Annotated in this window: 19 protein-coding genes; 3 read left to right on the forward strand and 16 right to left on the reverse strand. The window is 43.1% G+C overall.

The features are described 5' to 3' along the window. Nucleotides 1–3: 3 nt before the first annotated feature. The 5 genes from J8Z23_RS08420 to J8Z23_RS08440 form a co-directional block, all read right to left on the reverse strand. Entirely contained in the window at nt 4–768 is a 765-nt protein-coding gene (locus J8Z23_RS08420) for an ABC transporter ATP-binding protein (RefSeq protein WP_005394180.1), read from the reverse strand. Nucleotides 769–1,093: 325 nt separating this feature from the next. Then, nucleotides 1,094–1,312, reverse strand: a complete 219-nt coding sequence (locus J8Z23_RS08425; RefSeq protein WP_005377723.1) for a hypothetical protein — start codon at nt 1,310–1,312, stop codon at nt 1,094–1,096. 87 nt (nt 1,313–1,399) lie between these two features. Beyond that, a complete protein-coding gene (locus tag J8Z23_RS08430; RefSeq protein WP_301659388.1) occupies nt 1,400–2,524 on the reverse strand; it encodes an HD-GYP domain-containing protein in 1,125 nt (374 codons plus the stop codon). Between the two features lie 274 nt (nt 2,525–2,798). Then, nucleotides 2,799–4,004, reverse strand: a complete 1,206-nt coding sequence (locus tag J8Z23_RS08435; protein ID WP_301659389.1) for an aromatic amino acid transport family protein — start codon at nt 4,002–4,004, stop codon at nt 2,799–2,801. A 161-nt stretch (nt 4,005–4,165) separates the two neighbouring features. Then, complete coding sequence (locus J8Z23_RS08440; protein ID WP_257897403.1) at nt 4,166–5,359, reverse strand: iron-containing alcohol dehydrogenase; 1,194 nt, start codon at nt 5,357–5,359, stop codon at nt 4,166–4,168. Nucleotides 5,360–5,984: 625 nt separating this feature from the next. Between J8Z23_RS08440 and J8Z23_RS08445 the strand changes: the two genes are divergently transcribed. Beyond that, nucleotides 5,985–7,250 (forward strand): HD domain-containing phosphohydrolase, encoded by a 1,266-nt coding sequence (locus J8Z23_RS08445; RefSeq protein WP_258685344.1) that lies wholly within the window; start codon nt 5,985–5,987, stop codon nt 7,248–7,250. Nucleotides 7,251–7,315: 65 nt separating this feature from the next. On the opposite strand, the gene J8Z23_RS08450 is transcribed toward J8Z23_RS08445, so the two are convergent. After that, nucleotides 7,316–7,918: a 2OG-Fe(II) oxygenase gene (locus tag J8Z23_RS08450; protein WP_047008737.1), complete on the reverse strand. Its 603-nt coding sequence runs from the start codon at nt 7,916–7,918 to the stop codon at nt 7,316–7,318. A gap of 160 nt (nt 7,919–8,078) precedes the next feature. After that, on the reverse strand, nt 8,079–8,849 hold the full coding sequence (locus J8Z23_RS08455; protein ID WP_047008736.1) for a TerC family protein: 771 nt from the start codon (nt 8,847–8,849) through the stop codon (nt 8,079–8,081). A 415-nt stretch (nt 8,850–9,264) separates the two neighbouring features. Here J8Z23_RS08455 and J8Z23_RS08460 point away from each other — a divergent pair, with 415 nt between their 5' ends. Next, the gene (locus J8Z23_RS08460; RefSeq protein WP_301659390.1) at nt 9,265–10,194 is read left to right on the forward strand and encodes a LysR family transcriptional regulator; all 930 of its coding nucleotides are present in this window, start codon (nt 9,265–9,267) and stop codon (nt 10,192–10,194) included. Nucleotides 10,195–10,218: 24 nt separating this feature from the next. On the opposite strand, the gene J8Z23_RS08465 is transcribed toward J8Z23_RS08460, so the two are convergent. From J8Z23_RS08465 to J8Z23_RS08480, 4 genes are all read right to left on the reverse strand, one after another. Further along, nucleotides 10,219–11,100: a YjjW family glycine radical enzyme activase gene (locus tag J8Z23_RS08465; RefSeq protein WP_301659391.1), complete on the reverse strand. Its 882-nt coding sequence runs from the start codon at nt 11,098–11,100 to the stop codon at nt 10,219–10,221. 23 nt (nt 11,101–11,123) lie between these two features. Continuing rightward, a complete protein-coding gene (locus J8Z23_RS08470; protein WP_139060276.1) occupies nt 11,124–12,668 on the reverse strand; it encodes a YjjI family glycine radical enzyme in 1,545 nt (514 codons plus the stop codon). A gap of 214 nt (nt 12,669–12,882) precedes the next feature. Further along, nucleotides 12,883–13,506: a LysE family translocator gene (locus J8Z23_RS08475; RefSeq protein ID WP_182019445.1), complete on the reverse strand. Its 624-nt coding sequence runs from the start codon at nt 13,504–13,506 to the stop codon at nt 12,883–12,885. Nucleotides 13,507–13,698: 192 nt separating this feature from the next. Beyond that, nucleotides 13,699–14,916 (reverse strand): HD-GYP domain-containing protein, encoded by a 1,218-nt coding sequence (locus J8Z23_RS08480; protein WP_005394162.1) that lies wholly within the window; start codon nt 14,914–14,916, stop codon nt 13,699–13,701. Nucleotides 14,917–15,402: 486 nt separating this feature from the next. On the opposite strand from J8Z23_RS08480, the gene J8Z23_RS08485 reads away from it, so the two are divergent. Further along, entirely contained in the window at nt 15,403–17,106 is a 1,704-nt protein-coding gene (locus J8Z23_RS08485; protein WP_006741581.1) for a putative bifunctional diguanylate cyclase/phosphodiesterase, read from the forward strand. A gap of 128 nt (nt 17,107–17,234) precedes the next feature. Here J8Z23_RS08485 and J8Z23_RS08490 read toward each other — a convergent pair whose 3' ends face one another. From J8Z23_RS08490 to J8Z23_RS08510, 5 genes are all read right to left on the reverse strand, one after another. After that, the gene (locus J8Z23_RS08490) at nt 17,235–17,708 is read right to left on the reverse strand and encodes a response regulator (RefSeq protein WP_047008729.1); all 474 of its coding nucleotides are present in this window, start codon (nt 17,706–17,708) and stop codon (nt 17,235–17,237) included. After that, nucleotides 17,695–19,032 carry a sensor histidine kinase gene (locus tag J8Z23_RS08495; protein ID WP_150918634.1) on the reverse strand — a complete coding sequence of 446 codons (1,338 nt, stop codon included), beginning with the start codon at nt 19,030–19,032 and terminating at the stop codon, nt 17,695–17,697. The genes J8Z23_RS08490 and J8Z23_RS08495 overlap by 14 nt, the downstream gene beginning before the upstream one ends. Before the next feature lie 3 nt (nt 19,033–19,035). After that, nucleotides 19,036–20,454 carry an SLC13 family permease gene (locus J8Z23_RS08500; protein WP_005394158.1) on the reverse strand — a complete coding sequence of 473 codons (1,419 nt, stop codon included), beginning with the start codon at nt 20,452–20,454 and terminating at the stop codon, nt 19,036–19,038. A gap of 240 nt (nt 20,455–20,694) precedes the next feature. Then, nucleotides 20,695–21,171, reverse strand: a complete 477-nt coding sequence (locus J8Z23_RS08505) for a GNAT family N-acetyltransferase (RefSeq protein WP_145474062.1) — start codon at nt 21,169–21,171, stop codon at nt 20,695–20,697. Nucleotides 21,172–21,206: 35 nt separating this feature from the next. Beyond that, the gene (locus tag J8Z23_RS08510) at nt 21,207–21,569 is read right to left on the reverse strand and encodes a hypothetical protein (RefSeq protein WP_434632952.1); all 363 of its coding nucleotides are present in this window, start codon (nt 21,567–21,569) and stop codon (nt 21,207–21,209) included. Between the last annotated feature and the right edge of the window lie 469 nt (nt 21,570–22,038).

A 22,038-nucleotide genomic window follows, 5' to 3' on the forward strand; every position in this document is an offset into this window, starting at 1 on the left:
CCTCTAGCTTGGCATCGCCACCGGATAACCCGCAGGGTGGTCAGAGATCTTCATCTCTATCCCGTATATGTCCCTTAGCTTAGGTTCAGTAAACACCTGTTCAACATTGCCTTGTGCAATCAAATCTCCTTGATGTAATGCAACGATATGATCGCAAAAGCGCGCCGCTAAGTTGATGTCGTGCAATACGATAATAACGCCCAAACCCAACTCTTTACTGAGTTTAGAGATGAGCTTCAACATATCGACTTGATGGCTAATATCTAACGCAGACAAAGGCTCATCAAGAAGCAAGTACTCGGTTTTTTGCGCTAATAGCATGGCTAGCCACACTCGTTGGCGCTCCCCTCCAGATAGCGTATCAACTAAGCGATCTGCGTATTTTAGTGTTCCTGTCATCGCCATTGATTCTTCAACAATGTCATGATCTTTCTTGCTCAAACGACCAAGTAAACCATGCCATGGGTAACGACCAAAACCGACTAAATCTCGACCTAAAATACTGTCGGTCACCGGAAGATGCTGAGGCAAGTAGGCAATGTGTTGGGCGAATTTTTTCGCTGAGAGATCGTTAATGCTCGTTCCATGCAGAACCACGTCACCAGCGGTGTATGGCTGTTGCTGTGCCAGCAACTTTAACAATGTGGATTTTCCTGAACCATTGTGTCCAACAAGAGCGTATGTTTTTCCGGGTTCAAATGTCACATCAAACGCTTTTAGCAATGACTTGCCTTCAATCTCAAACTGGAGTGCTTTAGCTTCCAACATCCCTACTTCACCTAATAGCCATTCACAAATGAAAGCTAATCAATCGCTTTCATTCGTTCATCACGTTTGCCGTTCTTATTCAACAGAACGATTAATAAGGGAGGTTTTATATAACAACAAAGATACAAATGCAAACCGTTGTCATTATCATTACATCAGCAAGATCATTGAGAGAATTACTAAGCGTTAATGATTATTTGTTGCGGATGACTTCATTAGTGGATTGTCGGCAGGTCAACGAGAGCAGCGGTCTACCACTGCCCTCGCATAAATTTAAATGAATACTGCGGCGCATGAAGAAATGAGAAATGCCGCAGTGAATAAATTAATGACGAGCGTCAGCGCCAAACTCTACTTCTTTATAGATATCGGCCAGCGACTTTTTACCTTGTTTGTCTTTGGCTGAACGCTTTTTCTTCGTTTGATAATGGTATTCTTGCTCCTGAAGTGCTTGTTCGTGCTCTTTTGCTGACTCAACAAACTCAGGATTTGCAAGTGCTTGTTGGCGTAAGCGGTTTACTCTTTCAAGGGTTTCCCACAACATACTTCACCTCCAAACTTATCACTGTATATAAAAACAGTATTGTTTAAATATTCCTCCTCGTCAACATTTCAACTTTGTTACTGCTCTTCACATTAACCCCAAGCCTGTATAGTGCTCCGGATATTTGTGGATGATTTTCTTTATATAACCTTGATGCTCTCGCAGAGCATTAACACATTCTCGAGATAACCATCCCTGATATACCCATTTTTCAAGTTCTAACAATGCGTATGGGATGGACCACGCTTGTCTGTACGGATGGTGCGTCGTCATAAAATCAAAGGCATTCGCGACAGCCGTAATTTGCGCGGCGATTGGTATATCGTCAGTGGTTAAACCATACGGATAACCAGTACCATTTAAGTTTTCGTATTGATAAGTAACCATCTGCAAAAACAAAGTCACACTCGGGTGAACCGGATTTCCGATACGAGCCACTATGTCATCGGCCGAGTCGATGCAACGCTCAATATGTTGCATCAATATCGCCTCTTGTTCTTGAGTATAATTTGTTCGGCGACTAGCAATTTCAACTGGCAGCTGAATATCACTGAGCGCATGGAATTGAGCAAAAATACCAATATCTTCGACCATTTCATCATTCAGGTGATAACGATCCGCTAACTGCGTTGCGATGACTTGGCTGTAGTACTTCATTCGTTTGGTATGCGCGTAAAACTCAGGGGAGTAGCCTGGCATCATACATTGCATTCGGTTCGCCAACGTTTCTATCGCGCTAACGACGTGGTCTTCTGATTCAACCGCAAATTGAATCATTTCGAAATAAGGTTTGAGACTATTCAACGCTTCTAAGCTAAACGCATTGGGCTGAGTAGAATTTAAAAACACAAAGCCAGTAAATGCTTTATTGTCGTAACAAGGAATCGCAACCGATGACTGGTATCCGTGTTTGAGTAAGGTTTGAACCCGAGGACAGTGATTAATATCGTGAAGGTCTTCGACGATACGAGGAATCGCGTTTTTGGAGGCAATATTGAGGTGGTGGAGCTTACGGAATGCTGACTCATGGTGGGCTAAACACCAAGTGTCGAACTCACTTTCTGCAAATGATTTGAGCACATCTTGGTCTGGGTGATATTTAGCAAATGACACCCTATCAATACACGGCAAGTGCGCCTGCATCCTGCCCTTTAGCGTTTGCAGTTGCTCATTAAGCGGTTTTGCAAACGGGTAAAAACTCCGGTGCGCCATACTTCACCTCCACACCCAAGCAGAGAAACAAGAGAAGCTCATTGTGTTGTAAATTCAATGGTATTTTGAGCGGTTTTCTCCACTTAAATTATCGATATACCACAACTTAAGTGTACGAAATAAAAGCACATTTCTACCAATTCTTTCACCGAATATCTTACGGTAATTTGATCCAGATTAAAAAAGCCAACGAGCGAAACTCGTTGGCTTAACAATACTGATTGATTACGATGGATTCAGTAACTAGAGGTTATTCAGAGAACGTTCTAAACAACTAGCCCAGAGCAGGAAGCACACCCAGCGTAATTAACAGCTGAGCTAATACAATACCTGTGCCAGCTATACCCGTTATCACTAATGCGCCTTGGCCACCAGCTACTCGGTACTCTCCTGTAAAATCATCCGATTTACGAACCTTGATCACCATAACCAGAGGTAAAAAGATGGCTAAAATCGCTAAGGCAATCGCTGCATAGCCCAAAGCCATAATAAAGCCTTGAGGGTAAAAAAGTGCGAAGCCCAGCGGTGGGGTAAACGTCACGAGTGCCGCAACCAAGCGATTAGGCTTATTGTTGCTCCCTTTGATGGTATCACCCAAAAACTCGAATAGACCTAAACTCACACCAAGAAATGACGTTAACAGTGCCAAATCAGCAAATACACCGACAATGTTGCCTAAGTTTGATTGGTGCACCGTCTGCGATAGTTGACCAATAAGCGCGCTCAATCCACCGTTTTCAATAAGTGTATTTTGGCTAACCACACCCAATGTCACGATCTGCCAAAAGATGTAAATCACGAGCGGGATCGTCGAGCCAATAATAACGGCTTTGCGCAAAGAAGAAGTATCGCCATCTAAGTAATTCACAATTGCCGGAATACTTCCGTGAAAACCAAACGAAGTAAAGATAACAGGAATCGCCGCTACAATAAGACCTTGCTCAATCGGCATACTCAATAAGTAAGATTCCGTAACGTTTGGAGCAAGAAAAGAAAGCACAGCAACCATCGCAACAAGTTTCATCGCGAACAACACGCGGTTAACTTTATCGACCGTACCTGTACCCACTGTCACAACTAAAGTCACAATCAAGGTAAAGATTATCGTTGATGTAGACCCTGAAATATCAAGGTCAAACCATTGTGCGAGGCGATCTCCGAACTGAGCACCACCGCCAGCGATGTATGCTGCACACAATGAGTAGAAAAGAAACAGCATCGCAAAACTTGCCACCCACTTGCCTTTTTGGCCTAGGATCTGTTTCGCTAAAGTATGAAGAGTTGCACTACTTTCTGCATGCTGATGAAGCTCTAGCATGAGTAAGGCAGTGAAAGCCATCAGAGCCCATAAACTGAGCATGATGATGATTGAAGTTGAAAAACCAATGCCGGCAGAGGCAAGTGGAAGGGCTAGCATGCCAGCACCTATTGTAGTTCCCGCGATAATTAGAGTACTACCGAATACTTTAGAACGACTCATTGTATATTTATCTTTACACTTTATTAGGAATTATCGGTATTAGATCGGGCAACGGCGTACCGAAACCAACACCATATTTGTAATGCTGTCGATATTGTAGGATCTTCAGCAGAAGATCAAGCAAAGTGTAAGGATAAAAAACCACAAGTGTAAATTAAAACTTACACAGTACTAATATCCAACAATAGCTGAGTACATTCTTCCCTGCTCATGAACTTAGGGACAGGGTAATTCCAGTGCGCCTCTTTCAGAATTAAATCTACAAGCGCATCAGCATCTTCGCGCTTAATGAGTGCACTTTTCTGCTTAATATCAATGCTTGCAAACAAAGACTCCACGTGCGTCAAAAAGTGTTGAGCACTCGCCTCACCTGACTGCCCTTCGGCCGTCAACGCATCGAGTTTTCTTAGTTGAGGCTCTATCTCTGATAATGAAAAGCGCAGCACAGGTAATAAGGCTAGTCCGTTTGCCATGCCATGAGGTATTCCATATTTCGCACCGAATGTGTGAGCAAACGCATGAACATAACCCAAACTCGCTTTCGTAAATGCTAAACCTGCATAGTAGGATGCCATGGCCATTTTATGTCGAGCTTCAACATCATCCCCTTGCGCTACGACCCGAGGAAGATGCTTAAAAATTAACTTAATGGCGGCAACAGAGTAAGCCCTAGTTTCTTGAGTAGCATTTCTCGACACATACGCCTCAATAGCGTGAGTTAATGCATCAACGCCAGTATCAGCCGTGATCTTAGGAGGTAAACCAATCATTAAGTTCGCATCTAAAGCTGCCATTAGTGGCACCAACTTTGGATCCATCAAAGGGGTTTTAATGTGTGAGGAGGGATCTGATACGACCGCGGCGATGGTGACCTCACTTCCTGTTCCTGCGGTCGTTGGAATAGCAAACAGAGGCGCTGGCATTCGCCATACTTTCAATAGTCCAGCTAACTTTTTTATTGGCCGTTTATTGGTAACTTTCGCAGCAATGACCTTTGCGCAGTCCATTGCCGAGCCACCACCCAAAGCTAATATGCCCTCACAATGAAAACGATGGTAAGCCTCTAGACCGCTTTCTACCTGATCATAGGTAGGATCGGGCTGCACTTTCGAGAAAACATCTAACTGTAAATCGAGTTGTGCTGCCGCCTTGAGCACCTTATCGACAATACCGACTTGGACTAACCCTTCGTCGGTAACTAATAAGACGCGCTTAAATCCCAGTTCGGTCATCGATTCTAATAGCTCATTCATCGAACCAGGGCCGGAAAACAAGGTTGGTCTCGGCATAGGAAGGATAAGAGCTGCTATTTTTAGCCCTGCGGTGTAAGTCCGATATAAGCGATGCTTCAACATACGAAATCCTTTTCATTTAGAGCTATCATTCTAGCTACTTTTATCACCTATGCTTACTTTGCAATCACACATTTTTTAATTAAGTCATTTCATCAACACATAAATGCCGCTGAGGGAGCAATACCGTTATCTTGATCTCCCCACACCACATGAGCTGTAGAGAAAATTATTTTTTATGATTTTCCATTAGCGTTACCTTAATAACTCACCCTTCTTCGGCTTTGCCGATCATAAAGTGGTTATTGAAGGTGCCTTATCATTCATACAAACTCAAAAATATGGATTCTACTTAATCACATAACGGTACGGTATATCAGTAATCTAATCCGAACATCACTTATAAAAATACAAATAAGAATGCGTTACATCATGATTTATTGTCGTTTTCAAATAAGTCAATAAAAGCAACAATAATCTTTCAAAACTAATACTTAGTTCAAATAACTGACTCTTAATCATGAGCTTCAGGTGATATTGTTATGCAACTAGGATTATTATCCGCCCCATAATTAAAACTACGTCTAAACGCCCACCTTTTTGGGGTCTATTCGCTGTCGTACCCAATTTTCCTATCACCTTCTGATTTGGGTTTCGCGTGGGCTAATTAGCAATGTCGGTATAAATCATGAATCATTCTTGCCATTCCCATACGGACACGGGCTTTGAAGTCGATCTAAAACAAGCACTTATCTGGGTTGCTCGAGCACTTGATTATGTCGGTGTTGACGATACTCACCACAGCCATCGTGTCGCTTATATCGCTTACCAATGTGCTCGCGTCATGGGTTGGGAGCCAGAAAAAGCGGAGTTTTGTTACTTCGCAGGTATGATCCACGACTGTGGAGTCTCCGAAACACAAGAACATAAAATGTTACTTGGAGAGCTGGTGCCACAAGACGTGAAAACACACTGCTTAAGAGGGTACCGAAGCCTCAAGCAGTGTCGTTTGTTGCGCCAATTTGCGACACCAGTTCTCTACCATCATACACATTGGAGCGAACTAAAAGAGCTCGATTTACCGCCTTTTGAAAAAGAGGTGGCCGCCCTGCTCTACTTATCGGACCGCCTTGATTTTATGCGCTCAAAATACGTCATGAACTGCCACTGTGACATTGTCACGCTTCATGAAGAATTGATTGCTGAGTGCATCATGGCAAACGTTGGAACCTTGTTTAATCCAAGTATGGCCGAAGCAATGGTTAAACTCGTCATGACCGACGCGTTTTGGTTCGCGATGGAGTCGGAAAATATTGAAACCATAGGCCTAAATTTTAAAAGCATTGATTGGCTTCAAAAACAATTAACCATCCAAGATATGAACAGTTTGGGAATGTTTATCGCTCAAATTGTTGATGCAAAGAGCCCATTCACTTATCAACATTCACAAAAAGTGGCGGAATTGTCTCGGTATCTCGCGATTAAGCTTGGGCTAAACGAGCACGACCAAGAGATGTTATATATTGCAGGGCTGGTGCATGATATTGGAAAGTTAAAAACACCAGATGAAATCCTTCACAAAGAAGGCTCACTGAACAAACAAGAGTACACGCGCATTAAACGCCATACCATTGATACTCAGCTCGCATTGCATAAGGTCTTCCCTAACGCGAAAATAGCGGAGTGGGCTTCCAATCATCATGAGCGTTTAGACGGCTCGGGCTATCCCTATCACAAAACAGGCGACGAGCTCGATGTACCATCGCGTATTATTGCTGTCGCGGATGTCTTCCAAGCCCTGTCTCAAGATCGCCCTTATCGAGGACGAATGACTCAAACACAGATCGCCGACATTATGGGTGAGCAAATAGCCAAAGAGGAGCTTTGCTCTGACGTTTATGCGGTATTAGAACAAAACATGACAGAATGTTACGAACTCTCAACCGACGTTTAATCAAAACAGGGGCGAACACACGCCCCCCTTTTTTAGGATGATAAGACTAGGCAGATAATAAATAGCTACCTAGCAATATCAAGTAAATTATCTCGCACACCATTGATTCTGAACCAACCAGCGATACTAAAACGCTCGGCATTGGTTGGTAACACCTCATGTGGGAACTGCTCTGATAAGAATACGAACAAACGCCCTGAGCGTGGGGGAATGGTTGCAATTTTATTGTCATTCAAATCGTATACTACTAATTCACCCGCGTCTTCTTCCGTCCAGGATTCGTTCATATAAAAAACGGTCGTCAATCGACGGTTTTCGTTACCTTTGAAACAATCTAAATGTTTTTGGTAGAAGTCCCCTTTCTCGTACTTGGCAAAATGAGCTTCGTACTCAAAAAGTCCGAGAAACAAGTGACGGTTCACTTCTTGGCGGATCTCTTCCATTTTATCCAAGTAAGAAGTAACAGCATGCCCCATATTTGGCGATAACCATTGAATCTTGTCACTACGAATAGATTCAATACGAGTCACATCATCGTTACGACCAATACGTGCTTTTTTCCAGTTGCTTGGAATGCAATCTCGCAGTTGAGCCACCTCTTGTTCAGAAAGAAAATCATCCCAGATGTAGTAGCCATTGGTTGCTAACGCATCGATCATTTTATTCATTATTTTCGTTCACTCGTGTTAGTTGGGCGCTCTATATAAAAAATCTGCGACACAACAACAAATGCGATTTTTTATCGAGACGACAACGGAGCAAAACGAGAATTAAAATAGACGATACAAGATACAAAAATGCCGCTCATGTGAGCGGCAATGTCGTTTGTTATTGACGAGCTTCTAATCTCGTTGCTCTAATTCGCAACGGACGAAGACGCTTAATGCTAGGGCGCTGTTTGTTTTTTAGCTGGATATGACACAGTTCCAGAATCAAACCAAATGCCATCGCAAAGTACACATAACCTTTATTGATATGAATTGCGAAGCCTTCTGCCATCAATAAGCCACCCAATAAAACGAGGAACAGCAATGCCAACGTTTTAAAGCCGGGATAGCGCGTCACCAGATTATTGATTTTTTCAGCAGTCATTACCATCACGATTGCAGACGAGACAATCGCCGCGACCATAAGCGGGACATCACTTGTCAAACCGACGGCGGTTATCACCGAGTCCATTGAGAATACCGCATCCACAGCAACAATCTGCAGCAGCACTACCGCTAATCCAGTACGAGCATGAGTCGAGTGGCCAGATTCATTGTGATTTAACCAGCTCCACAACTCTTTCAGGCTTTTTGCCAATAAGAATGCACCACCCGCGATCATGATCACGTCTCTTCCAGTAAACGCTTGGTTTACGACGGAAAACAGTGGTTGAGTCAACTGCATAATCCAAGAGATAGAAAAAACCAATGCAATACGAGCAATAACGGCAAGGCCGATGCCAAGGTTTCTTGCCAGTTTACGTTGATGCAGTGGCAATCTTTCACATAGGACGGAGATAAAAACGACGTTATCAACGCCTAAGACAACTTCAAGCGCAAACAAAGTGGCAAAAATCGCCCAAGCCTCTGGTTGCATGAAAAGTTCTAACATGAGTACGCCTCCAGTGATGGGAAGACATACGGTGAAGGGTTCTGTCGACTAAAGGGGTCGTCCATTAATTATTTATACCTCTGTTACTTAAGGATCTTGAGTAAATCACCAAACAATCAACAACACAATGGCTATTTTTAATAGGTAATGACGGCTTTTCATTCGTACACAAACTATTCAGCCCTCGCACTAGAAAGATAAATAAAATAGAAATTCTAAAATTGAAGAAAGAAAAACGCCAAAGACCTAACAAATCCAAGAGAGTTCTTTAATCTTACAAAGCTCAAATTATTTTTACGCAACACGTTAAATACATTGAGCTCAAAGCGAAAGATGCTCATTTACGAGATAAACAATAGTAAAAATTTGTTTCATCCTGATATACTGCCAAAAATCATAAGAAACCATGCTATTTATGGACTACATTGCTCTTTCACGCATTAGCCTAAAACATCTCACTGTATTGCATATGTTGTTAACCACTCACAGTGTTACGCTTGCCGCAGAGCGCCTGTGTGTGACACCTTCGAGCGTCAGTAAAACACTTGGGCAATTACGTGAAACGCTGAAAGATGACCTTTTCTATCGCGATGGTACTCGCTTGGTACCAACGGCATTTGCGCTGCACATTGGCCCCTCAATCCATGGCATACTCTCTAGCATGAATGGATTATTACATCAGGGCTCATTTAATCCAGCTTACTATCAGGGCAGTTTCTCATTAGCTATGCGCGAAAGTTCGTTTGAGCTTTTTGCCCCAGTTCTACAGCATTTATCTCAGCAACTCGGTAATCACGCACATTTGAATGTGCATGCAAAAGAGGAAATGAGTTTTGATGCGTTGGTAAGAGGCCAAGTGGACTTTTTGCTGCTTCCACACGATCTTAGCCAGCCGCCCACGCAAAACAAAGACTTGGTATGGCAAACCATTCTGAAAGACGAAATGGTTTGTTTAATGGGACCATCAAATCCACTCTCTAAACAGCCTTTGTCTGTTGAAAGCTACCTCTGTGCAAGACACATTGGGATTCATGATAAAGATCTCTCACAACCTTATTTCGAGCAGAACCTCACACAAAGGCACTCGAAGCGAAATTTGGCTATGCGTGTAGCGGATTTTGGTTCAGCTGCGGTGATGTGTCAGCACTCAGATTACTTGTTCACCTGTTCCAAGCTTTGGGCAAGGGCGGCCATGCAAGCAAAAGGCTTGGTTGAACAATCCCTTCCATTCGATTATGGACAGGTAGCCTACAGCCTCGTTTGGAACAAAGCGAGCTTAAACGATCCGGCTTTAAAATGGCTACAAAAACAATTGCTCGATGCCTGTGCCATGCTAGATGCGTGAGTAAGATAACGAATCAAAACTGCATTACGTGAGTACAGTCGGCACTGCGATGGGGTTACTCACGTAACGTAAAAGTTCTGATTTTAAGCGTTCGATATCATGGCGCGAGCAGACATCCCAAGTTAGCGCCTCCCCCATGACTCCGTGATGTTGAAATGCATTTAAACGGATAAGCACCGATTCAGGTAAAGTACTTAAATAGCGCCCAATCGCTACGATTTCTATATCTAAATCACTTTTCCCTGGAATATGCAGTAACCGAACTTCATACAATTTTTCATGCTTTGCGAGGTACTGAAGCGTTTTGAATACACGATGATTATCACGCCCAGTTAGCCACTGGTGCGTCTCTGTCTGCCACGATTTCAAATCGATCATCGCACCGTCCAGAAAAGGAAGCACACGCTGCCAACCTGTCACTGATAAAGAGCCATTGCTGTCGATGAAACAAGAAAGGTGCTGTAACTCAGGATCTTGCTTGATCCCTTTAAACAGCTCAATAATGAACGGAAGTTGTAAGGTAGATTCCCCACCGGATACTGTAACACCACTGATGAAAAAGTGATGCTTGCGTATCAAATCGAGCATTGTTACCACAGAGTAGTCAGTAATTTTTGGATTAGATTGGTTCTGACATATCTCTATACAATGATCACAGTGGGTGCACTCCTCTTTAAGCCAAACAACGTTGTTGTTTTCGTCGAACTTCAGTGCGTCTGCCGGACATTTACTCACACAATCACCACAGTGATTACAATGGTTTATTGTATGAGGGTTATGACAGTTCAAACACTGATAGTTACAACCCTGTAGAAAGATGACTAGACGATTTCCTGGCCCATCAACACAAGAGAAAGGAAGGATACGAGTGACTTTTGCCAAAAGGCTTCCACTTCGTCTAGACATCTTGTTCTTTCCTAAACCGACCTTTACGCCTGCGTGTAGGTCGGTGTCATTTCATGACTCACCACACGTGGTGAGCGATCTAAAATCCCAGTATTTTTTGCCGCCTCTGCTCCCAGAAACGTCGTATTGGTTCTCGAACCTTCTGCATCATATTTTGCGATATCAGAAAGTTTAACCATGTATCCCGTAACGCGAATCAAATCATTTGAGGCCACATTCGCGGTAAACTCACGATAGCCTGCATTTAATGCCCCTTTGCACAAATTGAACATCGCTTCTGGGTTTGATTTCACCGTTTCATCAATCGTCAAAATATCGCTGATACCTGCACGATAATACTGGTGATGCTCAGCTGTTGCTTGTACATAAGTGACAGGGTCTGGCTCCGTGCCATAAGGAAGACGCACACCTGGCGTAACGCCAAGATCTAAGCTAATACCACCTTGAGCATGTAAGAGCGCTTTGCCATCCAAACCATATTTCACTGGGGTTGACTCCACTAGTTTCGCCAGTGTGGCTGAAACATCATGAGCAAAAGCATTCGCACGTTCATCTTTTCCGTACTGCCCCGTTTGGCCTTCTTTTTCGAACAGAAGGTTCACCGCTTCTGCCATACCATAAATGCCATACATTGGTGCGAAACGGGACTCTTCAATCAATCCTTCTTGCGTCAAAAATCCTTGAAAGAAATTGGACTTTTCATGCAAGTGCGTACTTCTAGCGTCCATCAACTCAACCATTAATTGATGGTATAGAGGTAAAACACTGTTTAAGAAGTCGTTACAATCCGATGCTCGTTCTGCGACTTCTTTTAGGTTCATTCGCACCAGCGTGTTTGAACCACCAGCCAGTGGCAGTGAATTGTAGCAACTTACAATACCAAAACGTGAACCGCTGTAGGCTTTCGAGTGCACAGGGTAATTGGCAATATGAGGCTTACTACACTCGCAAATATTCTGCGTCGCTTGACGAAGTAAATCATCAGGCGTGACCGACTCGTCGTACATGAACGTAAGATTTGGCGCAATCTGCTTGAGCTCGGCGTCCACTTTTAAAATAGTGCGACAAATAATGTTGTCTGTCGGTCCGACATTCACGTGCATAAACGCATCTGGCAATGTGCGATCCAACATGATCCAAAAATGTTTTAACTTTTTGTAAATTTGATTCTCTGTTAGGTCGCCTATGTAAGGCAGCAAGACATCATCCAACTGACCTAAATACACCGGAATATTCGTTACCGATGGAACATGATGGTAAATGATGGTGAGCATATTCAGCGCATCATCGAAATCGTCAGCTGGAAGCAACTCTAGATACTCAGAGCCTTGCGATAGGAACTTAGCGTAATCAGGCAGCACATAGCGTGGTTTGAAAGGTGCATGGCCTTCAAACATATCACAGATGATTCCTTCATCCATTGCTTGTCTTAGCGATGGGGAAATCGACATGTAAGGAATACATGCTTCCGCCTCCAAGGCCAAAAAGTTCGACTTTTGTTTTGGAGAAAGACGAACATCAGTCGCAATGTCTAGAAAACGTTGTTGTAGTTCAGAAAGGCTTTTCATCTGAGATGTCCCTGAAAAAGTAACCACAAACCCACAAGATAAAACATGGATTCTACCCCTAAAGAGTAACGTGATTTTACTCCGGCTTACCTGTTGCCACTAATGAAAATAAACAAAACGTCTATTTCCATAATGGAAATAAGCTAACGCTAAATTAGGTTATTGCAACTTACGCAATTGAAATAATCCAACCATGCACCGAACACGCGCTTTCTCATCGATTGGCCGTCGACAACATGACGCCCGCGCTAATAAATACTCCGCCAGTCAGGCGATTGAACAACTTGGCTCTTCCAGCGACAAACAGCCAATCTGAAGCTTTTACACCTAATAATGCATAAAATGTTAGCCAACTTAGCTCAAACACCACAAATGTAGATGCAAAAATCGCGTATTGAGCCAACAAAGGCGCAGAGGGATCAATGAACTGAGGAAACAAAGCGGTAAAAAAGACAATCGCTTTCGGGTTACTAGCGCCAACAATAAAACCACTAGTGAACGCGCTGATCCCATTCGAGGAGCTTTGGACGGCTGCCGTTTTGTCAAAGTCCGTTTGAGAAGAGCGCAGCGCTTGAATGCCTAACCAAATTAAATAAGCGGCACCACACCATTTGATGATATTGAAGACCAGCTCAGATGAGGCAATCACAACCCCTAACCCGGTAAAAGAAAGCGTTAGTATAATAGTGATCGCTGATAAACTGCCTAGCGCGGTCATGAGGGCAATACGAAACCCACTACTCACACCTTTACTTAAACACAGCAATGAGCTTGGCCCAGGCGATGCAGTGAGCACCAAAATGGCCAGGGTGTAAAAAATCCATGTATCAATTTGCATTGGCATCCCTTCCCGCAAAAAGTTGAGGGTTATATCTCAATCTTTATTGAGATATTCCTAGCTCAGTTTCCATCCATGAAACTCGATTCTTTAATAACCACCTAGTCCCTACATAATTTAGAAACCATTAATAGATAGTTATGCAATCAAAATACGCTCTGCATGCAAGGTTGTAAAGCATGTTTATTTTTCTTAATCATAAAAAGGCTTGGGATCGATTTCTAACGATGACGGAGCGACTGCTCTTTCTATTTTGTGTAGGCTATTTTTCAAATCGACCATCGCCACATCGATATAACGCTGATATTTGCGTGAGTAGAAACACTTCACTTCTGGCTTTAAAGCTTGAGAGTCATTTGAGGACCAAACAATACCAACACGCCCATCACTCAACTCAACAATAGAGCCCACTGGGTACATCCCAACGCAATTAATGAACTTGTAGACTAGGTCTGCATCTAAATGAAATGGCGTTAAACTCAACAAGATTTTAAACGCTTCTGCTGAGCTCATGCCTTTTTTGTAGCAACGATCGGCCGTCAATGCATCGTAAATATCAACAATACAACTCATGCGGCCGTGAATCGGAATCTCATCGCCCTTCAAGCCTCTAGGGTAGCCATTGCCATCTAACTTCTCATGATGCATCAAACAAACATCGCGACTCACATCACTAAGGCCCTTTACATGGAGAATAATCTCACCAGCGAACACTTGATGTAGCTTCATGTGTTCAAACTCTTCAGGTGTTAGTTTTGCTGGTTTATGCAAAATCTTGTCATCAACTTTAATTTTACCTACATCATGAATGATGCCACCAATAGCGAGCTGCTTTAATGTCTGCTTATCTAACCCCAAGTACTTACCAAATGATACTAAAAGGCAAGCCACATTGACGGAGTGTTCCAACAAGTAGGAGTCTTTTTTTCTGAGTGCAGAAACACATTGCAAAGCATCTGAGTCGATAAAAACGCTTTCAATGACATCATCTGCCCAAGCTTCTACCTCATCAACTTCAATGATTTTGCCTTCAAAAGTTTGATTCAATAGTTTCTGCGCCAGATCTTTTGCTTCCGCAATTAGCTTTTTGGCTCGTTTATGTTGAACATCTCTCGAGCGATAAGCGCGTTGAACCTTCGAAAAGTCAGAGGACTTGGGCTCTCGCTCTTCTTCTACGGCAACAATGGATTCATCCACAGGCTTAAAGACACACTTCTGAGAAGATAATGTTTGATCTACCCAAACATACTTCACGCCGCTCGCGGTAAGCTTCTTAATGCCCTCTGGGCTAGATATCCGCCCTGCATTGGCTAAATTTACGCGCTTGTTGTGCTCTATCGCGGTAACAAACATACCAACGCCGACATCAGCGAGCGCAATTTTGATTGAATTTTTTGGATCGTACTGCATAAAAAGAAAGCTTACTCGATATTAACGGCAGTATTATAAGAGATTTGATTAATTGGCGTGATAATAAATTAGAATTGATTACTATTAATGAGCATCCTGTCAATTAATAACCCATCGCGATCACTAAGCCCTTTTTGTTATTATGGTCTTTAGCCTAGCAAATATACAGATATGACACTCAAGAGCAGAACCTCTAACCGACACGTCTTAAAATAACTTGAAGATAATTATTCATAAATATTTATAGATTGCGGACAGCATCAATAACTGTATTTTATAAATGATTTTTACTGTTGACTATTTTTTATAAATGTCGATGATTAGCCGCCTAATCTTAGTATGTTATTAACCTAGTAGCGCATAAAATGATAGCCAAACAATTTGAACTGATACTTTTGTGATTGTAATGTACGCCAACAGATCAACTCTATGTTATCAAACCCCCACACTCATCTCTGATGCTAACACGCTCGAGGAGCAAATATCTTGACCACCATATTTGACCAACAAGCCTCAGATAGTGACCGAGAGTTCCTGAAAATCGTTGAAGAACGATTCATTCATATCTTCGACGTATTTAACGAAGGCCTCTTCTACATGGATGAGTTTGGTACCATGGTATTTTACAACAAAGGCTTCTATGAACAGCTCGGTATTAACGCTGGCCGAATCAGTTTAGAGCAGTGGTTAGAGCTTGTTCATCCTCTTGATCGAGAAAGGCTGTCCACAAGGGTCGATGCGCACATCACGACCAACAATACGAGGGTTACAACCACTTACCGAGTTCGTAAACCCAATGGACAATACGTCTGGATAGAAGGCGTAGCCATGACCAAAGAAACAGAACATGGCCATTACATGGTTGGCAGCCATCGCGATATTTCTGAGCGTAAGCTGATGGAAAGTTACATCCATCAAGTCGCATTTCATGACAACGCGTCAGGCATGGCTAACCGCGCCCATCTCTTGCTGGATATCGAAGACAGTGTACGTACCACCGATTCTTGCGCGTCTATTTGTTATATTCAGATCGAAGACATCAAATCTTACTTGAATCAATATGGCAGCGAACTGGTCGATGGATTAGTAGAGAAGTTGCTACAAACTCTCAGCCACTTGCCCTCTCCAAACAGCTCGGTGTATCGCGTGCATGATGATGACTTTGCGATTTTGATTCACGATGAGTGCTCAATAGAAGCGCTACAGAGTTACGCTGAAAGTTTAAAACAAACCTACCATGAAGCGGTGATTGAAGAAGGCCAATACCTAGGTAGCAACATTAGCATTGGTTTGTATCCTTGTATTGACCCTAGTCACTCCGCAGAGGAAATTTTACGTAAAGCGGCAAGAACTTGTCAGTACGCGAGCGAACAAAATAGAGACCGCGTCGCGGTCTACAGTGAGAAGACGCAGCATGCCGTTGATCGCTACTTCTTTATTGAGCAAGGTCTTAAAAGTGCGCTAGAAAAACAGACATTAAGTGTTAAGTTCCAGCCAATTATTGACGCCAAAAGCTCAAAAGTGGTGAGCTTCGAATCACTAGTGCGCTGGCGTAGCAAAGAGTTTGGCGAAATTTATCCCGACGAGTTTATCCCTGTAGCAGAGAACAAAGGATTGATCGTCGAACTGGGATATCAAGTATTTGCCAAAGCGTGTGAATTCATCAAAAACTACCGTGAACGTTACCAAAACCAAGTTCGTGTTAACGTGAACGTTTCTGTACTTCAGTTGATGAACAGCGAATTCCCTACGCGAATTAAAGCCATGGCGGATGAAGCAGGCGTTGACCCCGAGTCTATTGTTTTGGAACTGACAGAAACGTTTATTTTGGATAATAACCAGACGGCTATTGCCCCCCTAAGCACGCTCAGGGAGTTAGGTTTTGCACTCTCGCTCGATGACTTTGGCTCTGGTTACAGTTCATTAAATAGCTTCTTCGACTTGCCGATGACACAAATCAAAATTGATAAGTCGATGGCATGGAAGACACTGACCAATCGCTCTTCTCAAGAGTATTTGAAGTTTCTTATCACTATGTGTCAGGAAAATAATATTGAAGTGGTGATAGAAGGCATCGAAGACGCAAAAATGTGTGACTTCTTTTCCGAGATGGGCGTCGATTATTTGCAAGGTTATTGGTTCTCTAAACCACTCTCTGTTGCCAGTGCCAGTCGCTATTCATTGAGCTAAACCGTTCTTCGGCGAAATAATCCCAGAATTAACGCTATTCCGCACGGCCACGTTAAGCATGCTGAACTACTCACAGTAAATTTCAGACACTAACTGGCCGTGACGAAAACAACCTTAGAGAGCCTTGATTAACGTAGGCGCTCAAAAACAACACTCTGATCTAAGTGTTCGTGATATTGAGTGTAATCTAAGCCCATATCAAAGATATATTGAGTCACCAAGTTTCTAACGCACTCAATCAATTGGCTCGCTTGCCATGGCTTCTCAAAGTAGCGATCAATACCTGCGGAGTTAATCGCATTAATGGTATCCGTGTGCGTCGCCTGCCCCGTCAGAAGCACTTTACGTGTGCGAACAAAACGACTGTCTTGTGATACCTCTGTCAGTAGTTCCACTCCTGTTTTACCTGGCATGACATGATCGGAAATTATTAATGCGATCATCTCGCCTTCTGCATCAAGCTCATCCATCAGTTCTAGAACTTCACCTGCGGATTCGCAGTCTTCGATATTCAACCACTGATGTAACGGCTCTAAGTCTTGTAGAACCGCGCTTAATACCTCTCGTTGATCATCAACGCAAATTACATTAAGCTTCTCCATGTTCACCCTCTACTGGTAACTTGATTCTAAAAATTGTTTTTTCACTGTCGCTCTTTACCACAATAGAGCCGTTATATCCGGCGATAATGCGTTTCACAATCGACAGCCCTAATCCTAAACCAAACGACAACCCACCCTTTTTAGTGGTGAAGTTTGGCCGGAAAATTTTTCTGCGTGTCGCTTCATCGATTTCTGGTCCGTTGTTAGCAATCGTGACCAAAATTTTCCCCTTACTCTCTCGAGTATGTATTTCGATCCCCGGGTCTTCGGTTTGACCAAGTGCATCACACGCATTCTTTAAAATATTGACCCACACTTGTACGAGTTCGGTTTGAGAGCCAACAAAGTCCGGCAACTCCGCTGGGCTAAAACGTACGCTCACGCGTCTTAAGTCACTTTGCAATAGGGCCAGCGCTCGATTGATTGAGTCATTAATATTAAACGCTTCATCCAAATCGATATCCGTACGCCCCAATTGTTTCACTGAACGTACAATGCCAACAGTATGTTTAGAGGCAATACGCAAATCATGAAGGTCTCGCCCCATTTGCCAGAAACGTATCGCTTCTTCGGGTCTTTTTAACCAATGCTCCGACAGGAAATTATTTGGAACGGCACGTGCGAGATCACGCGCGAGATCCTTGGGTAAGCCGTAATATTTTTCGAAGTGACGCCCCCGCTTTCTCGCTTCGCTGGAAGAGACTTTCTGTCCTTGCATCAAACCAAAATCAAAAAACTGACTCGCTTCCGGATGAACTTCTTCAAGCAATTCCATGATGACCGACTCGAGTCGCTCTGATTTACTGCTTACCACACCAATAGCATTGTTCAACTCATGAGCAATACCCGCAGCAAGCTGTCCTAACGTTGTCATTTGCTCTGCGGTATGCAGCTTTTGTAACGCTTTTTCTTTAGCCAAGGCCTCTTGCATTGCACGCCGTTGACGCCGAGATAACTCGTTCACCATCACAGGCATAAATTGTGTCGTCAATGGTCCGTATGTCACCTCTTCCACCGCGGGCGTATCACGCTGTATCCAAGCCAGTTCAACGTCGGTTTGAGCAATAACTGTCGAAGAGGCCGTCCATGTACCAGAAAAGAAACTATGTACGCCAATAAACGCACCTTGAGACGCAGAAAATACCTGAATTGGCTTCTTGTCGTCTTCCGCATAATAGCCAGCCAACTCTCCTGAAAGCACGTAGTACAACCGATCGTTGTAGCCAGCTTGCTCGATCAGCACCGATCCGGATAAAACCGTTAATCGGCGTTCAAGATGGTTAAAATAGCGTTGTACTAACGCATCTAGTTTCGTTTCGTACATGGGTTACCCAATATGCCCAACGGTATGTAAAATCCAAACCATAACAAAACTAAGTAATACACCAATCACGCCCAGTACTGCACCGATACGAGCCATTTGGCTGCTTTCGACATGCCCAGTAGCATGAGCTAACGCGTTTGGTGGCGTACTGATTGGTAACGACATACCGAGTGACGCGGCAAATGTCACGACTAAGATCAGCGTCACTTCTCCACCCAATGGCGTTAACGAAGTCATCGAGGTACCTAGCGCAGCCATAATCGGCATAAGTAAGTTTGCAGTGGCCGTATGCGACATAAAGTTTGCCATTAACAAGCACAAGAACGCCGCACCAAACAAGACCACATATGGCGAGAACTGATCAAACGGAATACTGTGTACCACCAGCTTCGCAAGCCCTGTTTTATCCAGAGCAAGACCCAGAGCGATACCACCTGACACCAACCAAAGCACGTCCCAAGAAATTTTCTTCAAATCTTCCTTGTTGATAATGCCCGTCAATGAGAATACCGCGACCGGAATTAATGCCACTGTGTAAGAGTTCATCCCATGTGCTGACCCCATCAACCAGAGAATAATCGTACCTGCGAAGGTGACATAGACAATCATCGCTTTTGGTGTTTTCAAAAACTTGCTCTTAATGTTCAGATCGATGGTGGTTTGCTCGGCTTTATACAAAAAGCCAATCAGAAACCACGCTAGTGCCATCATTACAATGACGAATGGCACGCCAAATACCATCCATTCACCAAAGGTAATTAAGTTGTCACCAACCAAATATTTCAGCGCGATAGCATTCGGGGGCGTGCCGATTGGTGTACCAATACCACCAATGTTGGCGGCAACAGGAATACACAAGGCAAACGCAATTCGACCGGGATCTTTAGGCCCAAATACCGCAATCACAGGGGTTAGAATCGACAACATCATCGCTGTTGTTGCGGTGTTTGACATGAACATGGAAAAGACAGCGGTGATCAACATCAAACCCAACATAACGAACTTTGGGTTTTGCCCAAATGGTTTTAGCAACACGCGCGCTAAGTTGACATCCAGCCTGTACTTTGTCGCCGCCATAGCTAAGAAGAACCCACCGAGGAACAGCATAATAATCGGGCTAGCGAAAGTCGCCATTATCTCGTTATATTGCAACAGCTCACCAAAATGTGGCTGCCCTTCTTGCAAGCGAAAAAGCACGATGCTTTTATTCGAAACAAGCAATAATTCGAGCACAATGATAACGACCGAAGTGGCGTAGATTGGAATGGGTTCAAACACCCAACAGAGTGCAGCAAGCAAGAAGATTGCGATCACTCTCTGCTGGACGATAGTAATGCCATCAAATGGGAATGCAGAGAGGGGCATTAACCAAATAAGCAATGGTATCAATGTTGGAATAATGTATTTGAGATAAGGGCGCATAGTACTACTTCTCTTCCTGAGATTGTTAGCCAGACACGTTTGGCGTTTGGAACGCCATTACCCACCGCAATACCGAAGCTTTTAGGCTCTGACTAAGCCTTCAGAGACGAAAAATGCAGTAATGGCTTGTTCCAGAGAAGATTATGCACACTGTTTTCAAACAAAACTTTGGTGCGAGATCAATGAACTTGTTTTCACATTGGAAAACATTTTATATCTGTGTTCAAGCTCACTAAACGCTCACGATTTCAGTGAAATATACTTTTCCATCATAAAGTTAGTTAAGGTTTCTCCCCTAACTTCAGCACGTTGCTGAACCTTAACTTTGAACCCCATTTTCTCGTAGAAAGGTCGTGCAGTGATACTCACCTCAGAGTACAGTCGCTCTATTCCCTTTACTTTCGCCTGTGAAAATAGAAAAGACATCAAATCACGACCAATACCTTGGCCTTGATATTCATGGTGACAAAAGAAATGGTCAATCAGGCCGTCACTTTGCAAATCACAATAGCCAACGACCTGCCCTTCTATTTCCGCGATATAGGGTTGAATAGCATCCATTGTGCGTTGCCATGAATTGAGATCAAAATCTGATGGGGCCCAAGCTGAAACTTGTGATTCGGTATAATCGCGACGATTAATGACTCGTACAGTGTGGTAAAAAAGTGTCCACAATATTGGAGCATCCTCTGTACGATAGCGACGTATTGAGAGCATCGGTTCAACCATTCCTATTCGATAAATACCAAGTATTAACGCAAAGTAATACTGGTGAATTCATCATTTTCAATACCAACCACTAAAGGCTTTTCAAGCTGATCGCTGTTCATCAATACGGTGGTATTTAGCTCTCGACTTGATCTGCGTATTTTGCTTTTTCTGATGATATGTATATTCACAATGTAATCGGAATATTCCTTCGTGACTCCTCCAGAAAACTCCACATGTTCACTTTCATTATCTTGAACCACATGAAATTTTCGATTTGCTTGAATATCAGCGCAGAGTGAAGAGTCACCATAGTTCAGTACAACGGACGTTGGTTCACTATCTTGATTGGCAAAACAGCCAAATGCGAACGTGCATAATGCAAGTATACTTTTTGATTTAAACATTGGTTATTCAATTTCTAGTTATTTTTCTGCCATTTGCATTACCAAACAGCACTCCTTCCGTAATCGCCCATTGTGCCACAGGTGTACGCAAGTCTCTAAATACAGTAAAAGGATGTACGATAAAATTCCGCTAAAAATGGGGAAATCACAATACATCTGAGGATAAACCAGCCTATTTAATCGCCACCAACAACACCCAAGCAATTGTTTTTATTGAATTTAAAAGTAATAAACAATGTAAGCAATATACGTACAAGCTCTTACTTTTTCATACGCAACTAAGCAAGTTAATAGAGAGAGACAATATTGTCTATGCCGCATGTTACAAATCTGCTTACCTCATTATTACGTATGATCCGATATTGTGGCGCTAGCCTTCCCTTCTTTTTAACGAAGGGAAGATTTAACAATAAGGCTTGCACCTATTTTATAGCTAAAATCAATAAAGCATTTCCAACATCGGTTGGTC

The sequence above is a fragment of the Vibrio sp. SCSIO 43086 genome (genome assembly GCF_051132235.1).
GTDB classification, from domain to species: domain Bacteria; phylum Pseudomonadota; class Gammaproteobacteria; order Enterobacterales; family Vibrionaceae; genus Vibrio; species Vibrio diabolicus.